The sequence below is a fragment of the Micromonospora sp. NPDC048986 genome (genome assembly GCF_040649335.1).
Taxonomy (GTDB): Bacteria; Actinomycetota; Actinomycetes; order Mycobacteriales; family Micromonosporaceae; genus Micromonospora; species Micromonospora alfalfae.
Genome location: NZ_JBEZFJ010000021.1, coordinates 42,886 through 62,185 on the forward strand (window position 1 = coordinate 42,886; position 19,300 = coordinate 62,185).

Annotated in this window: 17 protein-coding genes and 1 riboswitch; of the genes, 3 read left to right on the forward strand and 14 right to left on the reverse strand. The window is 72.7% G+C overall.

Annotated features, from left to right (window positions below; translation table 11 throughout):
* Window positions 1-104: 104 nt before the first annotated feature.
* Window positions 105-275: riboswitch (FMN riboswitch) on the reverse strand.
* 78 nt (window positions 276-353) lie between these two features.
* Both AB0B94_RS31525 and rpe read right to left on the reverse strand, forming a co-directional pair.
* Complete coding sequence (locus tag AB0B94_RS31525; RefSeq protein ID WP_238671588.1) at window positions 354-1,310, reverse strand: response regulator; 957 nt, start codon at window positions 1,308-1,310, stop codon at window positions 354-356.
* A gap of 1 nt (window position 1,311) precedes the next feature.
* Complete coding sequence (gene rpe / locus AB0B94_RS31530) at window positions 1,312-1,992, reverse strand: ribulose-phosphate 3-epimerase (RefSeq protein ID WP_238671589.1); 681 nt, start codon at window positions 1,990-1,992, stop codon at window positions 1,312-1,314.
* Between the two features lie 254 nt (window positions 1,993-2,246).
* Here rpe and AB0B94_RS31535 point away from each other — a divergent pair, with 254 nt between their 5' ends.
* The gene (locus tag AB0B94_RS31535; protein WP_357289044.1) at window positions 2,247-3,137 is read left to right on the forward strand and encodes a septum formation family protein; all 891 of its coding nucleotides are present in this window, start codon (window positions 2,247-2,249) and stop codon (window positions 3,135-3,137) included.
* Between the two features lie 82 nt (window positions 3,138-3,219).
* On the forward strand, window positions 3,220-4,110 hold the full coding sequence (locus AB0B94_RS31540; protein WP_357289164.1) for a septum formation family protein: 891 nt from the start codon (window positions 3,220-3,222) through the stop codon (window positions 4,108-4,110).
* 133 nt (window positions 4,111-4,243) lie between these two features.
* Here AB0B94_RS31540 and AB0B94_RS31545 read toward each other — a convergent pair whose 3' ends face one another.
* The 4 genes from AB0B94_RS31545 to AB0B94_RS31560 all read right to left on the reverse strand — a co-directional run bounded on the left by AB0B94_RS31545 (window position 4,244) and on the right by AB0B94_RS31560 (window position 9,729).
* Window positions 4,244-5,680, reverse strand: a complete 1,437-nt coding sequence (locus tag AB0B94_RS31545) for a transcription antitermination factor NusB (RefSeq protein WP_238671591.1) — start codon at window positions 5,678-5,680, stop codon at window positions 4,244-4,246.
* Window positions 5,677-6,603 (reverse strand): methionyl-tRNA formyltransferase, encoded by a 927-nt coding sequence (fmt, locus tag AB0B94_RS31550; protein ID WP_357289049.1) that lies wholly within the window; start codon window positions 6,601-6,603, stop codon window positions 5,677-5,679. The genes AB0B94_RS31545 and fmt overlap by 4 nt, the downstream gene beginning before the upstream one ends.
* A gap of 5 nt (window positions 6,604-6,608) precedes the next feature.
* Window positions 6,609-7,166 (reverse strand): peptide deformylase, encoded by a 558-nt coding sequence (def, locus tag AB0B94_RS31555; RefSeq protein ID WP_091401921.1) that lies wholly within the window; start codon window positions 7,164-7,166, stop codon window positions 6,609-6,611.
* A gap of 85 nt (window positions 7,167-7,251) precedes the next feature.
* Window positions 7,252-9,729: a tetratricopeptide repeat protein gene (locus AB0B94_RS31560; protein WP_357289053.1), complete on the reverse strand. Its 2,478-nt coding sequence runs from the start codon at window positions 9,727-9,729 to the stop codon at window positions 7,252-7,254.
* A 239-nt stretch (window positions 9,730-9,968) separates the two neighbouring features.
* On the opposite strand from AB0B94_RS31560, the gene AB0B94_RS31565 reads away from it, so the two are divergent.
* Window positions 9,969-11,249, forward strand: a complete 1,281-nt coding sequence (locus AB0B94_RS31565; protein ID WP_357289056.1) for a hypothetical protein — start codon at window positions 9,969-9,971, stop codon at window positions 11,247-11,249.
* A 79-nt stretch (window positions 11,250-11,328) separates the two neighbouring features.
* Here the strand turns inward: AB0B94_RS31565 and AB0B94_RS31570 are convergent, their stop codons facing one another.
* The 8 genes from AB0B94_RS31570 to pyrF all read right to left on the reverse strand — a co-directional run bounded on the left by AB0B94_RS31570 (window position 11,329) and on the right by pyrF (window position 19,263).
* Complete coding sequence (locus AB0B94_RS31570) at window positions 11,329-12,312, reverse strand: AAA family ATPase (RefSeq protein WP_357289059.1); 984 nt, start codon at window positions 12,310-12,312, stop codon at window positions 11,329-11,331.
* Between the two features lie 257 nt (window positions 12,313-12,569).
* Window positions 12,570-14,480, reverse strand: a complete 1,911-nt coding sequence (locus tag AB0B94_RS31575; protein ID WP_357289062.1) for a primosomal protein N' — start codon at window positions 14,478-14,480, stop codon at window positions 12,570-12,572.
* A gap of 59 nt (window positions 14,481-14,539) precedes the next feature.
* Window positions 14,540-15,733, reverse strand: a complete 1,194-nt coding sequence (metK, locus tag AB0B94_RS31580; protein ID WP_091401916.1) for a methionine adenosyltransferase — start codon at window positions 15,731-15,733, stop codon at window positions 14,540-14,542.
* A gap of 87 nt (window positions 15,734-15,820) precedes the next feature.
* On the reverse strand, window positions 15,821-17,029 hold the full coding sequence (gene coaBC, locus AB0B94_RS31585; protein ID WP_357289065.1) for a bifunctional phosphopantothenoylcysteine decarboxylase/phosphopantothenate--cysteine ligase CoaBC: 1,209 nt from the start codon (window positions 17,027-17,029) through the stop codon (window positions 15,821-15,823).
* Between the two features lie 14 nt (window positions 17,030-17,043).
* The gene (rpoZ, locus tag AB0B94_RS31590) at window positions 17,044-17,307 is read right to left on the reverse strand and encodes a DNA-directed RNA polymerase subunit omega (protein ID WP_030335666.1); all 264 of its coding nucleotides are present in this window, start codon (window positions 17,305-17,307) and stop codon (window positions 17,044-17,046) included.
* Window positions 17,308-17,371: 64 nt separating this feature from the next.
* Window positions 17,372-17,905 carry a guanylate kinase gene (locus AB0B94_RS31595; RefSeq protein ID WP_357289068.1) on the reverse strand — a complete coding sequence of 178 codons (534 nt, stop codon included), beginning with the start codon at window positions 17,903-17,905 and terminating at the stop codon, window positions 17,372-17,374.
* A gap of 25 nt (window positions 17,906-17,930) precedes the next feature.
* Window positions 17,931-18,248, reverse strand: coding sequence for an integration host factor, actinobacterial type (gene mihF / locus AB0B94_RS31600; protein WP_030335662.1), 318 nt, complete (start codon window positions 18,246-18,248; stop codon window positions 17,931-17,933).
* 178 nt (window positions 18,249-18,426) lie between these two features.
* Window positions 18,427-19,263, reverse strand: a complete 837-nt coding sequence (gene pyrF, locus AB0B94_RS31605) for an orotidine-5'-phosphate decarboxylase (protein ID WP_357289071.1) — start codon at window positions 19,261-19,263, stop codon at window positions 18,427-18,429.
* Window positions 19,264-19,300 lie beyond the last annotated feature (37 nt).

The window sequence follows — 19,300 nt, forward strand, 5'->3', positions numbered from 1 at the left end:
TGGGGCCACTGGCAGGCGGTGGCGGATTCCGGGAACGGCACAGCCGCCCCGGGGGGTCGGCACGGCACGCTGAAGCCAGCGGCCGGTGAGGACCCGTCCGTCCCGCGCGCTGTCTCCCATCCGGACTGTCTGGGCGCGGACGAACCGCCCCCAACCGTCGGCCCCGGATTTTCACCAGGTCCACCGGACGGCACAGCCGTCCGGGTCGCGGGCTGACCACGGTTGGACCGTGGATCACCGCCGGTTCGGAATTTCACCGAGTCCCGCCAGCGCGTGGTGGGTACACGGGAAGTCTTACACGTTCATCCGGCTCTGCCGCCACCTAGGCGAGCTACTTCACAGCGGTATCACGCTCAGGTGACGCCGCGACGCCGGTCCACCGCCACGTAGGAGCCCGGTTGACTCTTGGCCACCGTCTTCATCTCCGAGGCCACCGCTATCGCTTCGAGCGGGTCGGTGAACCGCTTGCCGGCGTCGGAGAGGGACACCCCGATGGAGAGCGTGACCAGAGCCGCCCGCCGGATGTTGCCGCGCCGATCCTTCAACTCGACGAAGCCGCGCTCCCGGTCGGTCTGGTCGTAGAGCGTGTCGGCGGCGTTCTCGAAGTCGACGACCGCCCGGGACGTCAGTGGGCGCACCTGGTCCGGGGCGCAGACGATGACGAAGTCGTCACCGCCGACGTGACCGAGGAAGGCCGGTGGCAGGCCGACGCCCACCACCGCCCGGTGCAGGCTGCGGGCCAGCGCGGAGATGAAGTCGTCGCCGCGCACGAAGCCGTACCGGTCGTTGACGCTCTTGAACCGGTCGATGTCGACGTAGCCGACGGCGTAGTCCACGCCGTTTCGGACCCGATCGCTGATCTCCCGACGGATCCGGCTGTTGCCGGGCAGCCCGGTCAGCGGGGAGACCTCCCGGAACTCCTTGTTGCGGCGCAACGTGGACGAGACCCGGGCCACCAGCTCCGCGGTGTCGAACGGCTTGACCAGGTAGTCGTCCGCGCCGGCGCTGAGCCCGTGCACCTTGTCGACAGTCATCCCCTTGGCGGTCAGCATGATCACCGGAAGGGCGGACGTCATCGGGTCGGCGCGCAGCCGGCGGGTCAGCTCCAGCCCGTCGATGCGGGGCATCATGAGGTCGACCACCGCCAGGTCCGGCCGCTGGCGCTCGATGACCTCCAGCGCCTCCTGGCCGTCGTTGGCGTGAATCACCTCGAAGCCGTGCAACCGCAGGTTGAACTCGACGAACCGGGCGATGTCCTCGTCGTCGTCGACGACGAGAATGATGTCCTTGCGGTCGGCCTCGGGCTCCACCTCAGGCCCCGGGCGCCGCGCGTTCCGCCAGTGCCCGCAGGTGCCGTACCGCCTCTGCCGGGTCGGCGGCCCCGTACACGGCGGTGCCGGCCACGAACGCGTCGGCGCCCGCCGCCGCCGCCTGCTCGATGGTGTCGGCGGCGATCCCGCCGTCCACCTCGATGCGCAGCTCCAGGTGCCCGGCCGACGCGTGCCGCCGGGCCGTCCGCACCTTCTCCAGTAGCTGCGGAATGAACCGCTGCCCACCGAAGCCCGCCTTGATCGTCATGATCAGCAGGGTGTCGAAGCTGGGCAGCAGGTCCAGGTAGGGCTCGATCGGGGTGTCCCGGTCGATGGCCAGGCCCGCCTTCGCACCGGCCGAACGCAGGTCCTTGGCGAGCGCCACCGGGTCGTCGGACGCCTCCGCGTGGAAGGTGACGTTGTACGCCCCGGCGTCGGCGTACCCGGGGGCCCACCGGCGCGGGTCCTCGATCATCAGGTGCACGTCGAAGGGCATCGCCGTGACGGCCCGCAGGCTCTGCACCACGGGCAGCCCAATGGTCAGGTTCGGCACGAAATGGTTGTCCATCACGTCGACGTGCAACCAGTCCGCGGCGTCCTCGACGGCACGGACCTCTTCGGCGAGGCGGGCGAAATCGGCGGCCAGGATGCTCGGCGCGACGATCGGCGGCGGTACGGTCACGGGGCCAGTGTACGAACGTGGCCACCCGCCACCCGCATCGCGGCACCTTTGGGGACGCCCTGTGACCCAGCAATGACCATTGGTGCAGAATTGGACGCTCCGGACCTCCGAATCCGGACGAACAGACATCAGCCACTGGCCGATCGACGGAAACGCGACGACACTCCAACCGGGACGGTGCCGTAGGCTGCACGCCCGCCGGGGTCTCGCCGCGGGGCGCGGCGACCGGCCGCCAGCTCCCGGGAGGGCGGACGATGCGACGGTGGCTTCCAGCGCTGGTGCTGGCCAGCGTCACGACGATGCTGCTGGCCGGCTGCACGCCGGCCCGGGGCGCGGACGGTGATCTCACCGACGACTGGCCGACGCTGCGGGTTCCGAAGCCGTTCACCCCCGCCACCGACACCTGCCTGCCGCGGATCGCCACTGTCGTGCAGGCCAGCACGTACGAGACGGTGGACTGCGCACGCAACCACCTGGCCGAGACCATCCACGTCGGCACCTTCGTCGGGCCCGACGCGCTGACCGAGGCCCGACCGGAACCCGGATCTTCGGCGCTGCGCACGGCTCGCGCCGAGTGCGACCAGCGGGCCCGGCAGGTGCTCGGCGGCGACTGGCACACGGCCCGACTCGCGCTGTCGCTCGCGTTGCCGTCCGCGGCCGCGTGGGCCGGCGGCGCCCGCTGGTTCCGCTGCGACATCAGCGAGACCGGCAGCATCGACAACACCCGCCCGGTGAACCGCACCGGCAGCCTGCGCGGCGCGTTGATCGGCGACACGCCGCTGACGCACCGCTGCTTCGACCCCAAGCTGATCGGCGACAACCTCAACTACATGGCGCCGGTGCTCTGCACCGAGCCGCACCGCGCCGAGTTCGTTGGCGTCTACGAGGAGCGGGACATGAGCTGGGCGGAGTTCGCCAAGTCCGCCGAACAGGCGCACCAGCGCTGCATGGCGCTGATCGCCGAGTACGCCGCGGTGCCCAACAACAGCGAGCTGCCGTACCGGGCCGGGTCCATCTACTACCCGCCGTCGCAGCGGGAGTGGGAGGAGGGCGACCGTGGAGTGCGCTGTTTCCTGTGGAGCGACGACCGCAAACTCACCCGCTCGATGCGCGGCGCCGGTCCCGAGGGACTGCCCGCGATCTGAGCATCGTTGCCGTATGCTGCTGCGCCGTGGCGCTATCGACCGGCCGGGTCCGGTCGGGGGCCAGCAGCGGCGGGAGGTCGGGATGCGACGGTGGCTGGCGGCGTTCGCCGGGGGTGGGGCGCTGGCCCTGGCGCTGGCCGGGTGCGGCGCACCCGCCGGCATCGACAGTGACCTCATCGACGACTGGCCGGCGCCCGTCGCGGCGCAGCAGTTCGTCCCCGCTGCCGACGTCTGCCACCAGAGCTCCCAGCAGGTCGGCTTCCTGACCGGCTACAACCCGACGGCGTGCACCGAGGCGCACCGGGTGGAGACCATGCACGTCGGCACCCTCACCGGCCCGGGCGCCGACGGCGGCACACCCCCGCAGCCCGGCTCGGCCGGCATGCGGGCCGCGCAGACCGGGTGCGACACGGCTGTCAACAAGGCGGTGGGGGCCGACTGGCGTTCCGGGCGACTCGGCCTGACCGTCGTGCTGCCGTCGCCGCAGGCCTGGTCGGGCGGAGCCCGCTGGTACCGCTGCGACGTCACCGAGATCGCCAGCATCGACGACACGGCGGTCGACCTGCGCACCGGCACCCTGCGGGGCGCGCTGTCCGGAGCGGCCCCGCTGGCGTACCGCTGCTTCAACCCGAAGCTGGTGAAGGACGACATCGACGAGATGGTGCCGGTCTCCTGCACCGCCAAGCACCACGCCGAGTTCGTCGGCGTCTGGCAGGCGCCGGACACCAGCTACGCCGAGTTCACCCGCAGCACCAAGCGGACCCACCGGGCCTGCCAGACGATGATCGCCAAGTACGCCAAGGTTCCGGACAACTCCCAGCTCGACTTCCGCGCCGGCACGATCTACTACCAGCCGTACGAGGAGGAGTGGCGCAACGGGAACCGGGGCGTGCAGTGCTTCCTCTGGATCTCCGACCGGAACCTGACCCGCTCGATGAAGAGCGCCGGCACCAAGGGCCTCCCGGTCACCTAGGGCCTGTGTCAAAGCCCCCGGCCGGCCTGCGGGCTCAGCACAGGCCCGGGCGTGTTTCGGGAGCGTCGGTCGAGCCGAGCGTGAGCGCACGGCGTCCGGCCGGTCGGCTGACCGGCCGGACGCCTGGAACGGATCAGCCCCGGCGCAGGACGGCGAGGAACATCGCGTCGGTGCCGTGGCGGTGTGGCCAGAGCTGCACTGTCGGCCCGTCACCGAGACCGGGCATGCCGGCCGGCAGCAACGGGCGGGCGTCCACGAAGTCCACCGGAACCCCGCTACGGCGGGCCGCCTCGGTCACCGTCACGTGCGTCTCGACGGTGTGCGGCGAACAGGTGACATAGGCGACCAGGCCACCCGGGCGGACCGCCCGCAGCGCCGCGCCGAGCAGTTCCCGTTGCAGCCGGGTCAGCGGCGGCAGGTCGGACGGTTGGCGACGCCAGCGCGACTCCGGCCGACGGCGCAGCGACCCCAGCCCGGTACACGGCGCGTCGACAAGCACCCTGTCGAAGTGCTGTTCCGGCAGTTTCGGGTCGCCGCCGACCTCACGGCCGTCCATGGTCAGCACGGCCACCGGCAGGTCCCGGGTCGCCAGGGAGACCAGCCGGGCGCGGTGCTCGGCCACCTCCACCGCTGTCACCCGGGCACCCCGCTGCGCGGCCAGCGCGCCGAGCAACCCGGCCTTGCCACCCGGGCCGGCGCACAGGTCCAGCCAACGTCCGTCCGGGCCGTCCAGCGGCGCGTCGGCGAGCGCGGTGGCCACCAGCTGGGAGCCCTCGTCCTGGACGTGGGCCCGGCCGTCGACCACCGCCGGGATGTCGCCCGGCGACCCGCCGGGCAGATAGACGGCGTACGGCGAGAAGGCACCTGGCGCACCACCGACCTGGTCGGCGAGCTCGACCGGGTCGATCAGGCCGGGCCGGGCGCACAGGTGCACCGGCGGGCGCTCATTGTCCTCGATCAGGAGACGCTCCGTCTCGCCCAGATCGCCGCCGAGCGCCTCGGAGAAGGCCCGCACGATCCACTGCGGGTGGCTGTACGCCAGCGCGAGGTGCCCGACCGGGTCGGTCTCCATCGGTGGAGCGAGCTTCGCCACCCAGGCGTCGGCGTCACGGGTGGACACCTCGCGCAGCACCGCGTTGGCGAAGCCGGTCGCGCCCGGTGCTACCGAACGGACCAGATCCACAGTCGAGGAGACAGCGGCGTGCGGTGGCACCCGGGTGTGCAGGAGTTGGTACGCCCCGAGCCGCAGCGCGTCGCGTACCGGCGGGTCGATCCGGGCCACGTCCCGGCCGGCAGCATCGGTCAGGATCGCGTCCAACGTGCCCAGGTGGCGCAGGGTGCCGTAGGTCAGCTCGGTGGCGAAGGCCGCGTCCCGACCGAACAACCCCTCTTCCCGCAGGATGATGGGCAGCACCAGGTTGGCGAACGCGTCGTCCCGGTGCACCGCCGCCACCGCCTCGTACGCGGCACGGCGCGGTCGGTCCAGCGGTGGTCGGACCGGACGCCGGTCCCCGCCACGGCCGGTCGACGGGCCGGAGCGCGTCGGTCGGGTTCCCTCCGGTGCCGTCACGCGAAGTCCTCTCCAGTGCCGACCCGGACGCCGCGCGCCCAGTCGGTAGCGTCCATCGCCCGCTTGCCCGCGGCGCGGACCTCGCCGAGACGTACCGGCACTGTCGCCGTGCCGGCCAGCACCCGGGACTTCTCCACCAGCAACTCCCCCGGCTTCAACTCGGGGCCATCGGGCACCGGGACGACCGGGCCGAGTTTCACCCGCTCGTCGCGGAACGTGGTCCAGCCACCCGGCGCGGGCGTGCAGGCCCGGATCCGCCGGTCCACGGCGAAGGCCGGGTCGCTCCAGCGCACCCGCGCGTCATCCACTGTCAGCTTCGGCGCCAGCGACACCCCGTCGGCCGGCTGCGGCTCGGCGCGGGCGGTGCCGTCGGCGATCGCGTCGAGCACCGCCACCAGCAGCCCGGCACCGGAATCGGCGAGCCGCCCCAGCAGGTCACCGGAGGTGTCGGTGGCGCGGATCTCGTCGGTCAGCGTGCCGTAGACCGGGCCGGTGTCCAGGCCCTCCTCCAACTGGAAGACGCTGGCCCCGGTCAGCTCGTCACCGTGCAGCACGGCGTGTTGCACGGGTGCGGCGCCACGCCACGCGGGCAGCAGGGAGAAGTGCAGGTTGATCCAGCCGTGCCGGGGGATCTCCAGGGCCGCCGGCGGCACCAGCGCGCCGTAGGCGACCACCGGCACGCAGGCCGGCTCCAACTCGCGTAGCCGGTCGAGGAACTCCGGCTCGCGGGGGCGGGCCGGTGTGAGCACCTCGACGCCGTGCTCGTCGGCCCACGCGCCGACCGGCGAGCGGGACAGGCCCCGCCCACGCCCGGCGGGCGCGTCGGGTCGGGTGACCACTGCCACCAGCTCGTGTCGGGAGGCGGCGACGGCGGCCAGGGCGGGAACGGCGACGGCCGGCGTGCCGGCGAAGATCACGCGCATCCGGGTCAGCGCCCCAGACCGAAGGGGTCGCTGATGTGCGGGCTGAGCTTGACGGTGGGCGGGGCCGCCGCGTCGTACCACTCGGCCTGGCGGATCGCCTTCATGGCTTCCTTGCGCCCCTCCGGGTCCAGTCGGTCCAGGAAGAGCACCCCGTCGAGGTGGTCGGTCTCGTGCTGCACGCAGCGCGCCATCAGGCCGGTGCCGACGATCTGCATCGGGTCGCCGAACGAGCTGAAGCCCTTGGCGACGACGTTCTGCCGACGTTTGGTGTCGAAGTAGAGCCCGGGGATGGACAGGCAGCCCTCCGGGCCGTCCTGCTCCTCCTCGTCGGGGAACTCCAGCACCGGGTTGATCAGGTGCCCGAGGACGTCGTCGACGTCGAAGGTGAACACCCGTAGGCTCACACCGAGCTGCGGCGCGGCCAGGCCGGCGCCGTTCTGCTCACGCATCGTGTCGGTGAGGTCGGCGACGAGCCGACGTAGCTCGGCGTCGAAGTCGACCACCGGATCGGCCGGCGTGCGCAGCACCGGATCCCCAAACAGACGGATGGGCTGGACGGTCACGCGGGACGGCTCCTTCTTCGGGTGGACGAGCGGTGCCGTACCAGTCTACGGAGTGCCCGGCCGGGCGGCGGGCGGCGCACCTCGCTCAACCACCGCCGGTGTGCCCAGCGTCACCGGCGGGCTCCCCGGCCAACAGCTCCCGCACCCGCTCGGCGTCCGGGTGGCCGAGATCGTCGAGGATGACCAGTGCCCGCCGCCAGGTGCGCGCGGCGCCGGCCACGTCCCCCACCGCCCGCCGGCTCTCGCCGAGCCGGGACAGGGTGTCCGCCTCGTCGTAGCGGTCGCTGACCCGCCGGTACAGCCCGAGGGCCCGCTGGAAACAGCGGATCGCGGCCCGGTGGTCGGCCAGTCGGGCGTGGATGAAGCCGAGGCTGTCCCAGGTGTTCGCCTCGCCGTGCCGGTCGCCCGTCGTCCGCAGCAGCGCCAACGCCTCCCGGCAGTGCCCGAGCGCCGGCTCGTACCGGCCGAGCTGGGCGTAGGCCCACCCCACCGCGTTGCGGGCGCTGGCCTCCCCGGCGACGTGCCCGGCGGCCCGGTACAGCGCCAGCGCCCGCTCGCTCTGCTCCAGGGACTCGGCGTGCCGGCCGAGCCCGTCGAGCATCGCGCCGAACGCCCGGTGGGTGCGGGCCTGCCCGGTGTGGTCAGCCAGCTCCGCGAAGATCACCAGGGCCTGCCGGTAGTTCCTCGCCGCCTCGTTCACCCGACCCAGCCGGGACAGCACCCGGGCGAGGTCGCGGTGGGCGTTCGCCTGCCCCTGTCGGTCGCCGGCCCGCTGCGCCCCGGCCAGGGCGTTCCGCTGGGCCACGGCCAGGTCCGGCCACCGCCCCCGGCGTTGCAGGAAGTCCACAAGTGTCCAGGCCAGCTGCCACGCATGGCAGTCGAACCCGACCCGCCTCGCGTGGGCGACCGCCGCCAGCAGCACCGGATACTCGACGCTGAACCAGGCGAGCGCCTGATTGAGGTCGGCGATCTCCTCGGGCAGCACACCCGGCGCGGCGGCGGTGAGGGTGACCGGGTCCCGTCCCGGTTGCAGCAGCAGCGCCGCCGCGTGCGCGGTGTGCAGGTAGTGGTCCAGCCCACGCCGGATGGCGGCCCGCCGGGCCCCCTCCGGTTCGAGGCGTTCGACCTGCTCGGCCGCGTACGCCCGGAGCAGGTCGTGCGCGCCGAACCGGCCGGGGGCGTGTTCGGTGACGAGGTGCGCGTGGGCCAGCTCGGCCAGCAGTCGGGGCACCTGGGCCCGGGGCAGCCCGGCCAGACTGGCCGCCGCGGCGAACCCGATGTCCGGTCCGGGATGGCAGCCGAAGAGCCGGAACAGGCGGGCCGCCGCCGGGGTCAGGCTCCGGTACGACCAGGAGAAGACGGCCTGCACGTCGGTGCCGGTGTCCCCTCCGTCGAACGAGTCGAGTGGTCGCGGCGCCGCCCGCAGTTCGGCCGCGAGGGTGGCCAGCGGGAACGTCGGCTTCTCCGCGGCTCTCGCGGCGAGCACCGCCAGCGCCAGCGGCAGCCGCGCGCACCGCTCGATGATCTCGTCCACCGCCTGCGGCTCGGCCGCCAACCGGTCGGTGCCGAGCCGCCGGGCCAACAGTTGCCAGGCCTCGGCGGCGCTGAGCAGGTCGACGCCGATCGGCCGGGCACCCTCGGCGGCGATCAGCCCGGCGAGCCGGTTGCGGCTGGTCACCAGGACCAGGCAGGTCGGGCTGCCGACCAGCAGGGGTCGGATCTGGTCGGCGTCGCGGGCGTTGTCCAGCAGCACCAGCATCCGGCGGCCGGCGAGCAGGCTGCGGTAGAGGCCCACCTGCGCGGGCAGGTGGGTGGGGATGCGCTCGGGCGGCACCTCGAGGGCTTCCAGGAAACCGCGGACCGCCTCGACGGCCGTCACCACAGTTCCGGTGGCGTCGAACCCGCGCAGGTCGACGTAGAGCTGGCCGTCCGGGAAGCGATCGGCGACCCGGTGCGCGAAGTTCACGGCGAGGGTCGTCTTGCCGACCCCGGCCGTACCGGACAACGTCATGACGGTGACCGACGCCACGCCGTCGTCCTCGGACCCCCCGGCGCGAGCGCATTCGTCGTCGAGCTGGGCGAGTTGGGCCGCGCGCCCGACGAACCCGGGCAGCGCCGGGGGCAGTTGACGGGGCGTCGGGAACCGGTGAAACGTGGCGCCGGGGCCGCCGGCCCTGGCCCGCGCCGCCGCCCGCCCGGTGGTGGGCCGGTCGCGGTTCGGGCTGCGACGCCGTTCCTCGACCCGGTCCCGCGCGGTGGCCAGCACTCCCTGTTCGGCGGGGGTGGCCCCGAGCAGTCGGATGAGAGCGTCGAACCGTTCCGGCGGCGGCAGGATGTTGCCGGCGAAGTACTCCCCGATGATCCCGCGCGACCAGCCGGTCTTCGCGGCCAACTGCCGGTACGTCAGCAGGGTCTCGCCCTGCTGACGGGCTTCGCGGCGACGTAGCTGGCGCAGCAGTCCGGCCAACTCGGGCAGTGTCTGCGCCTCGGTGCCGGCGCGGGCCAGCTCGGGCAACCCATGTGACGTCTGATGAGTGCCGGACGGTATCCACTGTTCAGACATGCGACCCCCACCCCGGTCATCCGGCCCCCCGGATGCGCACGGGCAGGGTAATTCCGACCCCGCGCCGCTCGATAGACGGTTGCCAATGTATGACAGTTCCACTACGGACGGTGTCCCCGTCCGGCGGTGTCCAACGGTGTCCAGCCCCGTCCAGGATCCGCCCCGAGGCGTCGACACCAGTGCCACCGTCCTGGTGCGGGCCCGGCCCGCTCCACGACACCTGGGGGAAGAGGTACCCGATGATCCGTCCACAACCGACCACCCGACGCCCCGTGGCGCTGCTGCGTCGCGTCGCCATCACCGCGGTCAGTCTCGCGCTGCTCGCCGCGGGCGTGGCCGCCACACCGGCCACCGCCGCTCCTGGCGGCAAGGCCGCCGCCACCGGCTCCTTCGTCGACAGCACGCCGGTACCCGGCGGCTTCGCCTCCTGGTCGGAGCTGCTCCGACTGCAACAGCGCATGAACAACGCCGCCGACCGGATCACGAAGGTGGCCCAGCGCAGCCCGAACTCCGGCTTCGCCGGCATCGTGGCCGACCCCACCACCCGCCACCTCCAGGTCTACTGGAAGGGCGAAGCGCCGGCGAGCCTGGTGGCCACCGCCCGGGCCACCGTCGCCACCCAGGTGCTGCCCGCCGCGTACTCGCAGCGGGAACTTCTCGCCGCGGCCGATCGGCTGCGGGCCAAGGCCGGCGACGAGATCACCACTGTCGGGCCACGCGCCGACGGCGCCGGCCTGCTCGTCGGCACGCAGGACGGGCTGCTCGGCGCGACGGCGATGGCCGGCGTGCCGGTGACCGTGCAGACCAAGGTCGCCGCCGCGCCCGCGACCCGGTGGGACGACACCGCGCCGTGGTGGGGCGGCGCCGCCTGGCGCAACGCCAACACCGGCGGCGGCTGCTCGACCGGCTTCGGGGTCTTCCAGGGCGGGTCCGCGCGCATCCTCTCCGCCGCACACTGCGGCAACATCAACAACGCCGCGACCGACCCGACCGGGCAGTCGATGGGCATCGTCGGCACCCGCAACGCCGGCACCGACACCCTGCTGCTCTCCGGCGCCTCGGGCGGTCGGGTCTTCAACAACAGCACCGCCGCGAACGGCGACGTGGTCAGCGAGTTCAGCAACCAGGTGATCGGCGCGTCGGCCAGCCAGGTCGGCAACTGGGTGTGCACCTCCGGCGCGTACTCCGGCACCCGCTGCTCGATCCAGGTGAAGGCCCGCAACCTCTGCATCAACGTGCGTGACTTTGGTCAGGTCTGCGGCCAGGTCCAGGCGGAGAACACCACCGGCACCAACGCCGTCGGTCAGGGCGACAGCGGGGGCCCGGTGGAGATCGTGAACTCGGCGAACACGCTCCAGGTCTGGGCCACCGGCACCAACACCGCCATCGACGACACCAACACGTCGACGGCCTGCACCGGCTACGTGAAGGCCGGCCGGGTCTGCGCCTGGCGGTTCTACTACGAGGACATCTTCTCCGGCATGGCCGGCGTCGGCGCCTCGGGCGTCGTCCTCGGCTGAGCCGTCTCGGCGACCGCCGAACGACTCGGTGGCCGGGCCGGCGCGCGTACCCCGCGCGTCGGCCCGGCCACAGGCCGGTTCAGACGCTGGCGCCCGGGTCCCCCGCGAGCACCGCGTCGCCACGGAGCAGCGCGGGCTCGGGCAACGGCAGTTGGATCTTGTGAGCCGCCTCCCAGTCGTAGATCAGGCCGGGGCGCACCTGGGCGGCGAAGTAGTCGATAGCGGTCATCCCGCCCACCACCGGCTCGTCGACCTCGGCGACCAACTGGGCGGGCACCAAGGAGAACCCGTTCTGCAGAGCGGCGCTGAGGCGGCGATGACCGTCGACGACGAAGAAGTACTCACCCGTGAACCCGATCTTCAACGGTTCGAGGGCCTCGTCGCCGGCCTCGGCCACCCCACCGACGAAGTCGGTGTCCCACAGACCCCGCAGGGTGGCGATGTCCTCGGTCGGGTAGACCCGGGCCGGGTCCAGCAGCAGCAGCGGTGGCCCGTCACGCAGCACCTCGGCGCCGAGCGTGCCCTCGTACGCGGCCACGATGTGCTCGATCACCTCGGTGGCGGTGGCCCGGGTGGTGTCGCAGATCAGGTCGTAGTTGCGCAGGCGGGCCTTGTCCACCCCGTACCGGATGATGAACCGGCTGCGCTCGCTCACGCTGCGCTCCCGGAGCTTGGCCTTGGCCTCGTCCAGGGAGGCGTAGCTCTCGGCCGGGCCGGACGGTCGGGCGAGCACCCGGCGGGCCGCCTCGCCCGGCTCGGTGATCATGTGCACCTTGAGCGCGTCGGTGAAGAAGTGCCAGGCCAGCCGGGAGTCCATCACGAGGCGCTCACCGGAGGCGGCGATGTCCCGCTGGAGCTGGTCGACGTAGCCGTCCACTGCCTGGTCGAGCTCGGCGTGCAGATTGAGTTGCAGGGCGGTCATCTGCCGCTGCTGCGCCATCTCCCGGTAGAGGTCCCCCACGCTGACCCGGCGCATGCCGAGCCGCTTGGCGATCTCGACCGACACGGTGCTCTTGCCGCTGCCGAGGTCGCCGTTGAAGACGATCGATTGTCCAACGGTCACGACTGGTCCACCCCTGATCACCGGCTCACTGACATCATCGACCTCGCGCCCGAGCGACGCGTTCCCGCCATCGTCGCGGCATCCCACGACGGCTCCAGCTCGGCGCGGCTGACGCCCCCTCGCGACCTGGAGCCCGTCGTACGCCTTGGCATGACGGGCGATGCTACCACTCGGACGCCACCGCCCTGCCGGACGCGGTGTGCGAGGGCCGCCGGCAGCGGGCGAGGTCCGCGACCGCCGGCACCGGCCGAAACACCTCAGAACAGGCTCAGCGGATCGACCTGGAGACGAACCGGATCGGCGGCCTTGCGAGCGGCCCGGACGCCAGCGGCCGAGTGCAACGCCTCGGCCAGCGCTGCGGCGCGGGCCCGGGGCACCCGGACCAACATCCGCTCCCGGCCCTCCTCGGCCGGCACCGGCCCGAGCACCTCGGCGTCGTCCGGCAGCCGGGCCGCCGCCAGCAGGTCCGCCACCGCCTCGGCCGCTCCGGTGACGCTCGCCATCCGCACGGCCGGCGGGAAGCCCAGCTCCCGACGCTCGGCCAGCTCCCGACCGGCGAACCAGGCGGCGTCCCAGCGCAGCAGCGCCTGCACGGGGGCGAGCGCGCCGTCGGCGACCACCACCACCCGACCGGCCGGCGCCGGGCGGGCCAGGGCCGCCGCCGCCAGCCAGCGGCGCAGCGCCTCCTCACCGGCGCGCAGATCGGCGCGGGTCAGCAGGGCCCACGAGTCGAGCAGCAGCACCGCGCCGTAGCCGCCCTCGGCGACCGGCTCGGCGCCCGGGGTGGCCACCACGAGGGCCGCGCCACCCGGCACGTCGGTCAGTACCTCCTCGCGCCCCGAGGTGCGCACCGGGACGTCGGGGAACGCCCGACCCAGCTCCTCGGCGGTCCGCCGGGCGCCGGTCACCGCTGCCCGCAGCCGCCGTCCACCGCACTCCGGGCAGGCGTACGCGGCCGCCACCCTGGCGCACCACCGGCAGGCCGGCGTGCCGCCGGCCGAGGGCAGCGCGAGCGGGCCGGCGCAGTGCGCGCAGCGGGCCGGAGTGCGGCACTCGGCGCAGGAGATCGACGGGAGGTAGCCGCGGCGGGGCACCTGCACCAGCACCGGCAGGTCCTGGCGGAGCGCGTCGCGGGCAGCCGTCCAGGCCAGGCTGGGCAGCCGGGCGGTGGCGGCCCCCGGGTCGCGGGCCAGTTGCGGGTCGTCCCCGGTCGGCGCGATGGCCGGGATCCGCGCCCGCACGGTGGCCCGGTCGGCGACCACCTCCGGGGCCCAGCCCGTCTCCACCAGCAGCTGCGCCTCGGCCGTCCGGGCGTACCCGCCGACCAGCGCGCCGGCCTCGGCGAGGTGGGCGCGGGTGAGCAGCACGTCGCGGGCGTGCGGGTAGGGCGCCCGGGGCTCGGAGTGCAGGTCGTCGCCGTCGTCCCAGACGGCGACGAGGCCGAGCCGGGCCACCGGGGCGAACATCGCCGCCCGGGTGCCGATCACCACCGGCACCCGGCCACGGCGAGCGGCGAGGAACGCCCGGTAGCGCCGGGCCGGACCGAGCGCGGCGGAGAGGGTGACGTGCCGCCCCGGGCCGAGGACACCGGTGAGCGCCGCGTCGAGGCGGTCGAGGTCACGCGCGTCGGGCACCACGACCACCGCGCCGCGCCCACCGGCGACGGTGGCCGCCACCGCGTCGGCGTAACGGGCCGCCCAGTCCTCACCGGGCAGCGCCGACCAGACCGCGCGGGGGGCCCGGCCGTCGGCGAGCGCCCGCAGCAGGGCCGGGCCGGTCGGGTAGTCGCGCCATCCGCGTGGGTCGAAGGCCCCGGTGGGGGCCGTCGGGGTGGGTGGCTCGTCGTGGGGCTCCTTCTCCACCCGCGCGTGCCGGGGTGGCACGGCGAGCCGGAGCACGTCGGCGAGGCTGCCCGCGTACCGGTCGGCGACCGCCCGGGCCAACCGGGCGACCTCGGGTGCCAGCACCGGCTCCGGGGAGACCACCTTCTCCAGGTACGCGAGGCGGCCGGTGTGCCCGGAGTCGTCGGCGCGTGACAGCAACCACCCGTCGACGAATTGCCCGGCGAAGCGCACCTTCACCCGGGTACCCGGCACCGCCACCTCGTCCAGCTCCGCCGGCACAAGGTAGTCGAACGGCCGGTCCAGGTGCGCCAACCCGACATCCACGCAGACGCGTGCGACCGGCGACCCATCAGCGGGTCGCCGGTCGCTGTGCTTGGTGGCGGTCAGGCTCCCGCGGCCGACTTGAGGTCGGCGGCCCGGTCGGTGCTCTCCCAGGTCAGGTCCGGCAGCTCCCGGCCGAAGTGGCCGTACGCGGCGGTCTGCTGGTAGATCGGGCGGAGCAGGTTGAGGTCCCGGATGATCGCGGCCGGACGCAGGTCGAACACCTCGGTGACGGCCTTCTCGATCGAGGAGACGGGCACCGTCTCGGTGCCGAACGTCTCGATGAACAGGCTCACCGGGTGCGCCTTGCCGATGGCGTACGCGACCTGCGCCTCGCACCGCTCGGCCAGGCCGGCGGCGACCACGTTCTTGGCCACCCAACGCATCGCGTACGCGGCCGAGCGGTCCACCTTCGACGGGTCCTTGCCGGAGAACGCGCCGCCACCGTGGCGGGCGTACCCACCGTAGGTGTCGACGATGATCTTGCGGCCGGTCAGCCCGGCGTCGCCCATCGGACCGCCGATCTCGAACCGGCCGGTCGGGTTGACCAGCAGCCGGTAACCGTCGGTGTCCAGGCCGAGGCTCTCCAGCTCCGGGGCGATCACGTGGTCGCGCACGTCCGGGGTGAGCAGCGAGTCCAGCGAGATGTCGGCGGCGTGCTGGCTGGACACCACAACGGTGTTCAGCCGGACCGGGCGCAGCCCCTCGTACTCGATGGTGACCTGGGTCTTGCCGTCCGGCCGCAGGTACGGGATCGTGCCGTCCTTGCGCACGGCCGAGAGGCGGCGGGCCAACCGGTGCGCGAGCGCGATCGGCAGCGGCATCAGCTCGGGCGTCTCCGAGCAGGCGAAGCCGAACATCATGCCCTGGTCGCCGGCGCCCTGCGCGTCCAGCGCGCTCTCCGACGCCCCGGTGCGCAACTCGAAGGCGTTGTCCACACCCTGCGCGATGTCCTCGGACTGGGCGCCGATGGAGACGCTGACCCCACAGGAGGCGCCGTCGAAGCCCTTCTTCGACGAGTCGTAACCGATGTCGAGGATGGTCCGGCGGACGATCGTCGGGATGTCGGCGTACGCCTTGGTGGTCACCTCACCGGCGATGTGCACCTGACCGGTGGTGATCATGGTCTCCACTGCCACGCGGCTGTGGGGGTCCTCGGTCAGCAACGCGTCGAGGATGCCATCGCTGATCTGGTCAGCGATCTTGTCCGGGTGGCCTTCCGTGACCGATTCGGACGTGAAGAGACGGCGTGTCACGGCACTCCTAAGCGTGTGAGGTCGTTCCGCGGCAGTCTAATCACCACTGCGGCCGGTGTCGGGATCGGTCGCGCCCTGTTCCACCCGTCAGGAGCGGCCAGGCAGCCGCGCCACGACGAGGTCCCACACGGCGTCGGCCACAGCTTCCTTGGCCTGCTCGGGCAGCCGGCCGACCGAGCCGTCCGCGCCGATCACCGTCACCGTGTTGGTGTCGGCACCGAAGACCAGATCCGGACCGACCTCGTTGACCACGATCAGGTCGGCCCGCTTCCGGGCGAGTTTCGCCCGGCCGTTGGCCTCGGCGTCGCCGGTCTCGGCGGCGAACACCACCAGCACCTGCCCTGGTCGTTTGCGCTGGCCGAGCTCCGCCGCGATGTCCGGGTTCGTGACGAGTTCGATGGTGGGTGCGACACCGTCGTCCGACTTCTTGATTTTGCCAGTCGCGTACGTCGCGGGCCGGAAATCGGCCGGAGCCGCCGCCATCACCACCGCGTCGGCCTCGACGGCGGCCTTGAGTGTCGCCTCCCGCAACTCGGCGGTGGTGCCCACCCGGATCAGGTCGACCCCGGCCGGGTCGGCGAGGCCGACGTTGGCCGAGATCAGTGTGACCCGGGCACCCCGGGCGACCGCCGCGCGGGCGAACGCGTACCCCTGCTTGCCCGACGAACGGTTGCCCAGGAAACGCACCGGGTCGAGGGGCTCGCGGGTGCCGCCGGCGGTGACGACCACCCGGCGACCGGCCAGGTCGGCGGGGGCGGAGTCACCCCGGGCCAGGAGCCGGCCGGCGACGGCGAAGATCTCCGCCGGGTCGGGGAGCCGACCCTTGCCGGTGTCGGCGCCGGTGAGCCGGCCGACAGCGGGCTCGATGACCCGCACTCCCCTGGAGCGCAACGTGGCGACGTTGGCGACCGTGGCGGGGTGCTCCCACATCTCGGTGTGCATGGCCGGGGCCAGCAGGACCGGGCAGCGGGCGGTCAGCAGGGTGTTGGTCAGCAGGTCGTCGGCGAGGCCGTGGGCGGCCTTGGCGAGCAGGTCGGTGGTGGTCGGCGCGACCACCACCAGGTCGGCCTGCTTACCGAGCCGGACGTGCGGCACCTCGTGGACGTCGGTCCAGACGTCGTCGGCGACCGGTTGACCGGAGAGCGCGGCCCAGGTCGGCGCTCCAACGAAGCGGAGCGCCGACGCGGTTGGCACGACCCGAACCCGGTGACCCGATTCGGTGAAGAGTCGCAGCAGCTCGCACGCCTTGTAGGCGGCGATGCCGCCACCGACCCCGAGGACGATCGAGGCGGACATCGGCCAGCGGGGGCTTACGGCTGGTCGGTCGGCTCGGCGGTGAGCAGGCCCGAGTTGATCTCGCGCATGGCGATGGAGAGGGGCTTCTCCTGCGGGGTGGTCTCGACGAGCGGGCCGACGTACTCCAGCAGACCCTCACCGAGCTGGCTGTAGTAGGCGTTGACCTGGCGCGCGCGCTTGGCGGCGAAGATGACCAGCGCGTACTTCGACGTCGTCTTCTCGAGGAGCTCGTCGATCGGCGGGTTGGTGATGCCTTCGGGGTTGGCGATGGATCCCACGAATTAACCTCTGCGTCTTTCGAGCCGCGCGGACGCGGTGCTGAGTCTCAACGGCGGCCGACCGTCAGCCACGCACGCGCGACCAGGCCGGATCCGGATAAGAAGAACCGAGTAAGCCTACCAGCTCCTCGACCACCCGTTCGGTGTGGTCGTGGGTCAGCGCGTGCTCGACGGTGGCGGCCACCGTGGCGTCGGGCGCGTACCCGGGTGGGCTCAGCAACACCAGCCGGGCATCGGGCAGGCGCGCCCGGACCAGTGGGACGCCGCGCAGGTCGAGCGGGAGCAGCACCGCCTGGCCGGCGTCGAGTCGGGCGCGCAGCGGCGGGTACGGGGTGCCCCGGCGGTGCGAACCGATCCGGGACCACTCCAGCAGCTCGCCGTCGACGATCCGCCGATCGAACTCGGCGGGGGCGAGGAAGACGCGGTCCACCCCGTCGATCTCCGACTCCCGGCGCGGCCTGGTGGTTGCCGCGACCGGGATCCACACGGACGGAGAACGCGCCCGGACGAGCTCGACGACACTCTCCCTGCCGGAACCCGAAGGTCCAGCCAGGACAGTGAGCCGAGCCGCCGGGCGCGCCTCGTCATCCGTGCTCACTGCTTGTTTCTACACGCTGCCAGGTTCAGTTGGCGGCGAACTCTCCAAGCAGTGCCTTGCGCTGCTGCTCGCCGAGGCCACGCAGGCGACGGCTGTCGGCGATCTTGAGCTTCTCCATGATCTGGGTAGCCCGGATCTTGCCGATGCCCGGCATGGCCTGCAGGACGGCCGACACCTTGAGCTTGCCAACGACGTCGTCGCTCTCGGCCCGCTCGAGGACGGCACCGAGGGTGGTCTTGCCCTGCTTGAGCTGCTCCTTCAGCTGAGCACGGGCCTTGCGGATCTCCGCGGCCTTCTCGAGCGCGGCAGCGCGTTGTTCGGGGGTCAGTGACGGGAGCGGCACCAGTTCTCCTCAGGTCCCTATCGCGGCGGGCGGGGCGCACCGCCGCATCTGTGAAACGTGGTGTCGCTGTGAACCAAGGGGTCCATGGTTCCCAGCGCGGGGAAAACTAGCGGCCAACGGAGCTTTCGGCAACGTGGGGGCCGCATGATCACCGTAGAGTGACCGACCCGTCAGTCAGTCACCGGGCAGGCAGAACGGCCCGGCAGTCGACCAACACGCGGTCCGCGGCGGCCCGCAGCGCGGCCACATCGGGGCCTGCCGAGAGCACCTCCCGGGAGTACGACGGGAGCACCGAGGCGAGGCTCGAACCGAAGACGGTACGCAGATCGGCTGCGCCGGCACCCTGTGCGCCGAGCCCCGGAGAGAGCAGTGGTCCGCCCACACCGGAGAGGTCGTGACCGGTGTCACCGATGGTCGCGCCGACCACCAGACCGAAGCTCCCGAGCGGGGATGCACCCCTGTTGAGCTGCGAAATCTCGTCGATCACGGTTTGCGCCACGGTGCGGCCGTCGGCCGTGACGGCCCGCTGCACGGCGGCGCCCTCGGGGTTGGAGGTGAGGGCCAACACGAACACGCCGCCGCCGTGCTCGGCGGCCAGCTCGAACATCGGCGCCAGCGAACCGACCCCGAGGTACGGGCTCGCGGTGACCGCGTCGACATACACGGGGCTGGATGGATCAAGGTACGCCGAGGCGTACGCGTTCACCGTCGAGCCGATGTCGCCGCGCTTGACGTCGAGCAGAACGAGCGAGCCGGCATCTCGTAACTGTCGGATAGTTGACTCAAGAATCGCCACACCTCGGGATCCGAATCGCTCGAAAAAGGCCGACTGAGGCTTGACCACCGCAACCCGGTCACCGAGCGCTTCGACGACGGTTCGGCTGAACCGGTCGAGCCCGTGCAGGTCGTCCGGAAGGCCCCACTGGGCCAGCAGACCGGGATGCGGGTCGATGCCCACACAGAGTGGGCCCCGCTCGGTGATCGCCCGGTGCAGCCGGGTACCGAAGCTCTCCATGGGAGTGTTCCCCTCTCCTCGTCCGGACGGCTGCCCC

What these genes read in the sequence shown, in the direction of transcription:
- AB0B94_RS31535 (WP_357289044.1), top strand. Translation starts at nt 2,247, where the DNA reads ATGCGACGGTGGCTTCCAGCGCTGGTGCTGGCCAGCGTCACGACGATG.
- fmt (WP_357289049.1), bottom strand. Translation starts at nt 6,603, where the DNA reads ATGCGCGTGATCTTCGCCGGCACGCCGGCCGTCGCCGTTCCCGCCCTG.
- coaBC (WP_357289065.1), bottom strand. Translation starts at nt 17,029, where the DNA reads ATGTCCGCCTCGATCGTCCTCGGGGTCGGTGGCGGCATCGCCGCCTAC.
- AB0B94_RS31560 (WP_357289053.1), bottom strand. Translation starts at nt 9,729, where the DNA reads ATGTCTGAACAGTGGATACCGTCCGGCACTCATCAGACGTCACATGGG.
- AB0B94_RS31565 (WP_357289056.1), top strand. Translation starts at nt 9,969, where the DNA reads ATGATCCGTCCACAACCGACCACCCGACGCCCCGTGGCGCTGCTGCGT.
- AB0B94_RS31540 (WP_357289164.1), top strand. Translation starts at nt 3,220, where the DNA reads ATGCGACGGTGGCTGGCGGCGTTCGCCGGGGGTGGGGCGCTGGCCCTG.
- pyrF (WP_357289071.1), bottom strand. Translation starts at nt 19,263, where the DNA reads ATGGAGAGCTTCGGTACCCGGCTGCACCGGGCGATCACCGAGCGGGGC.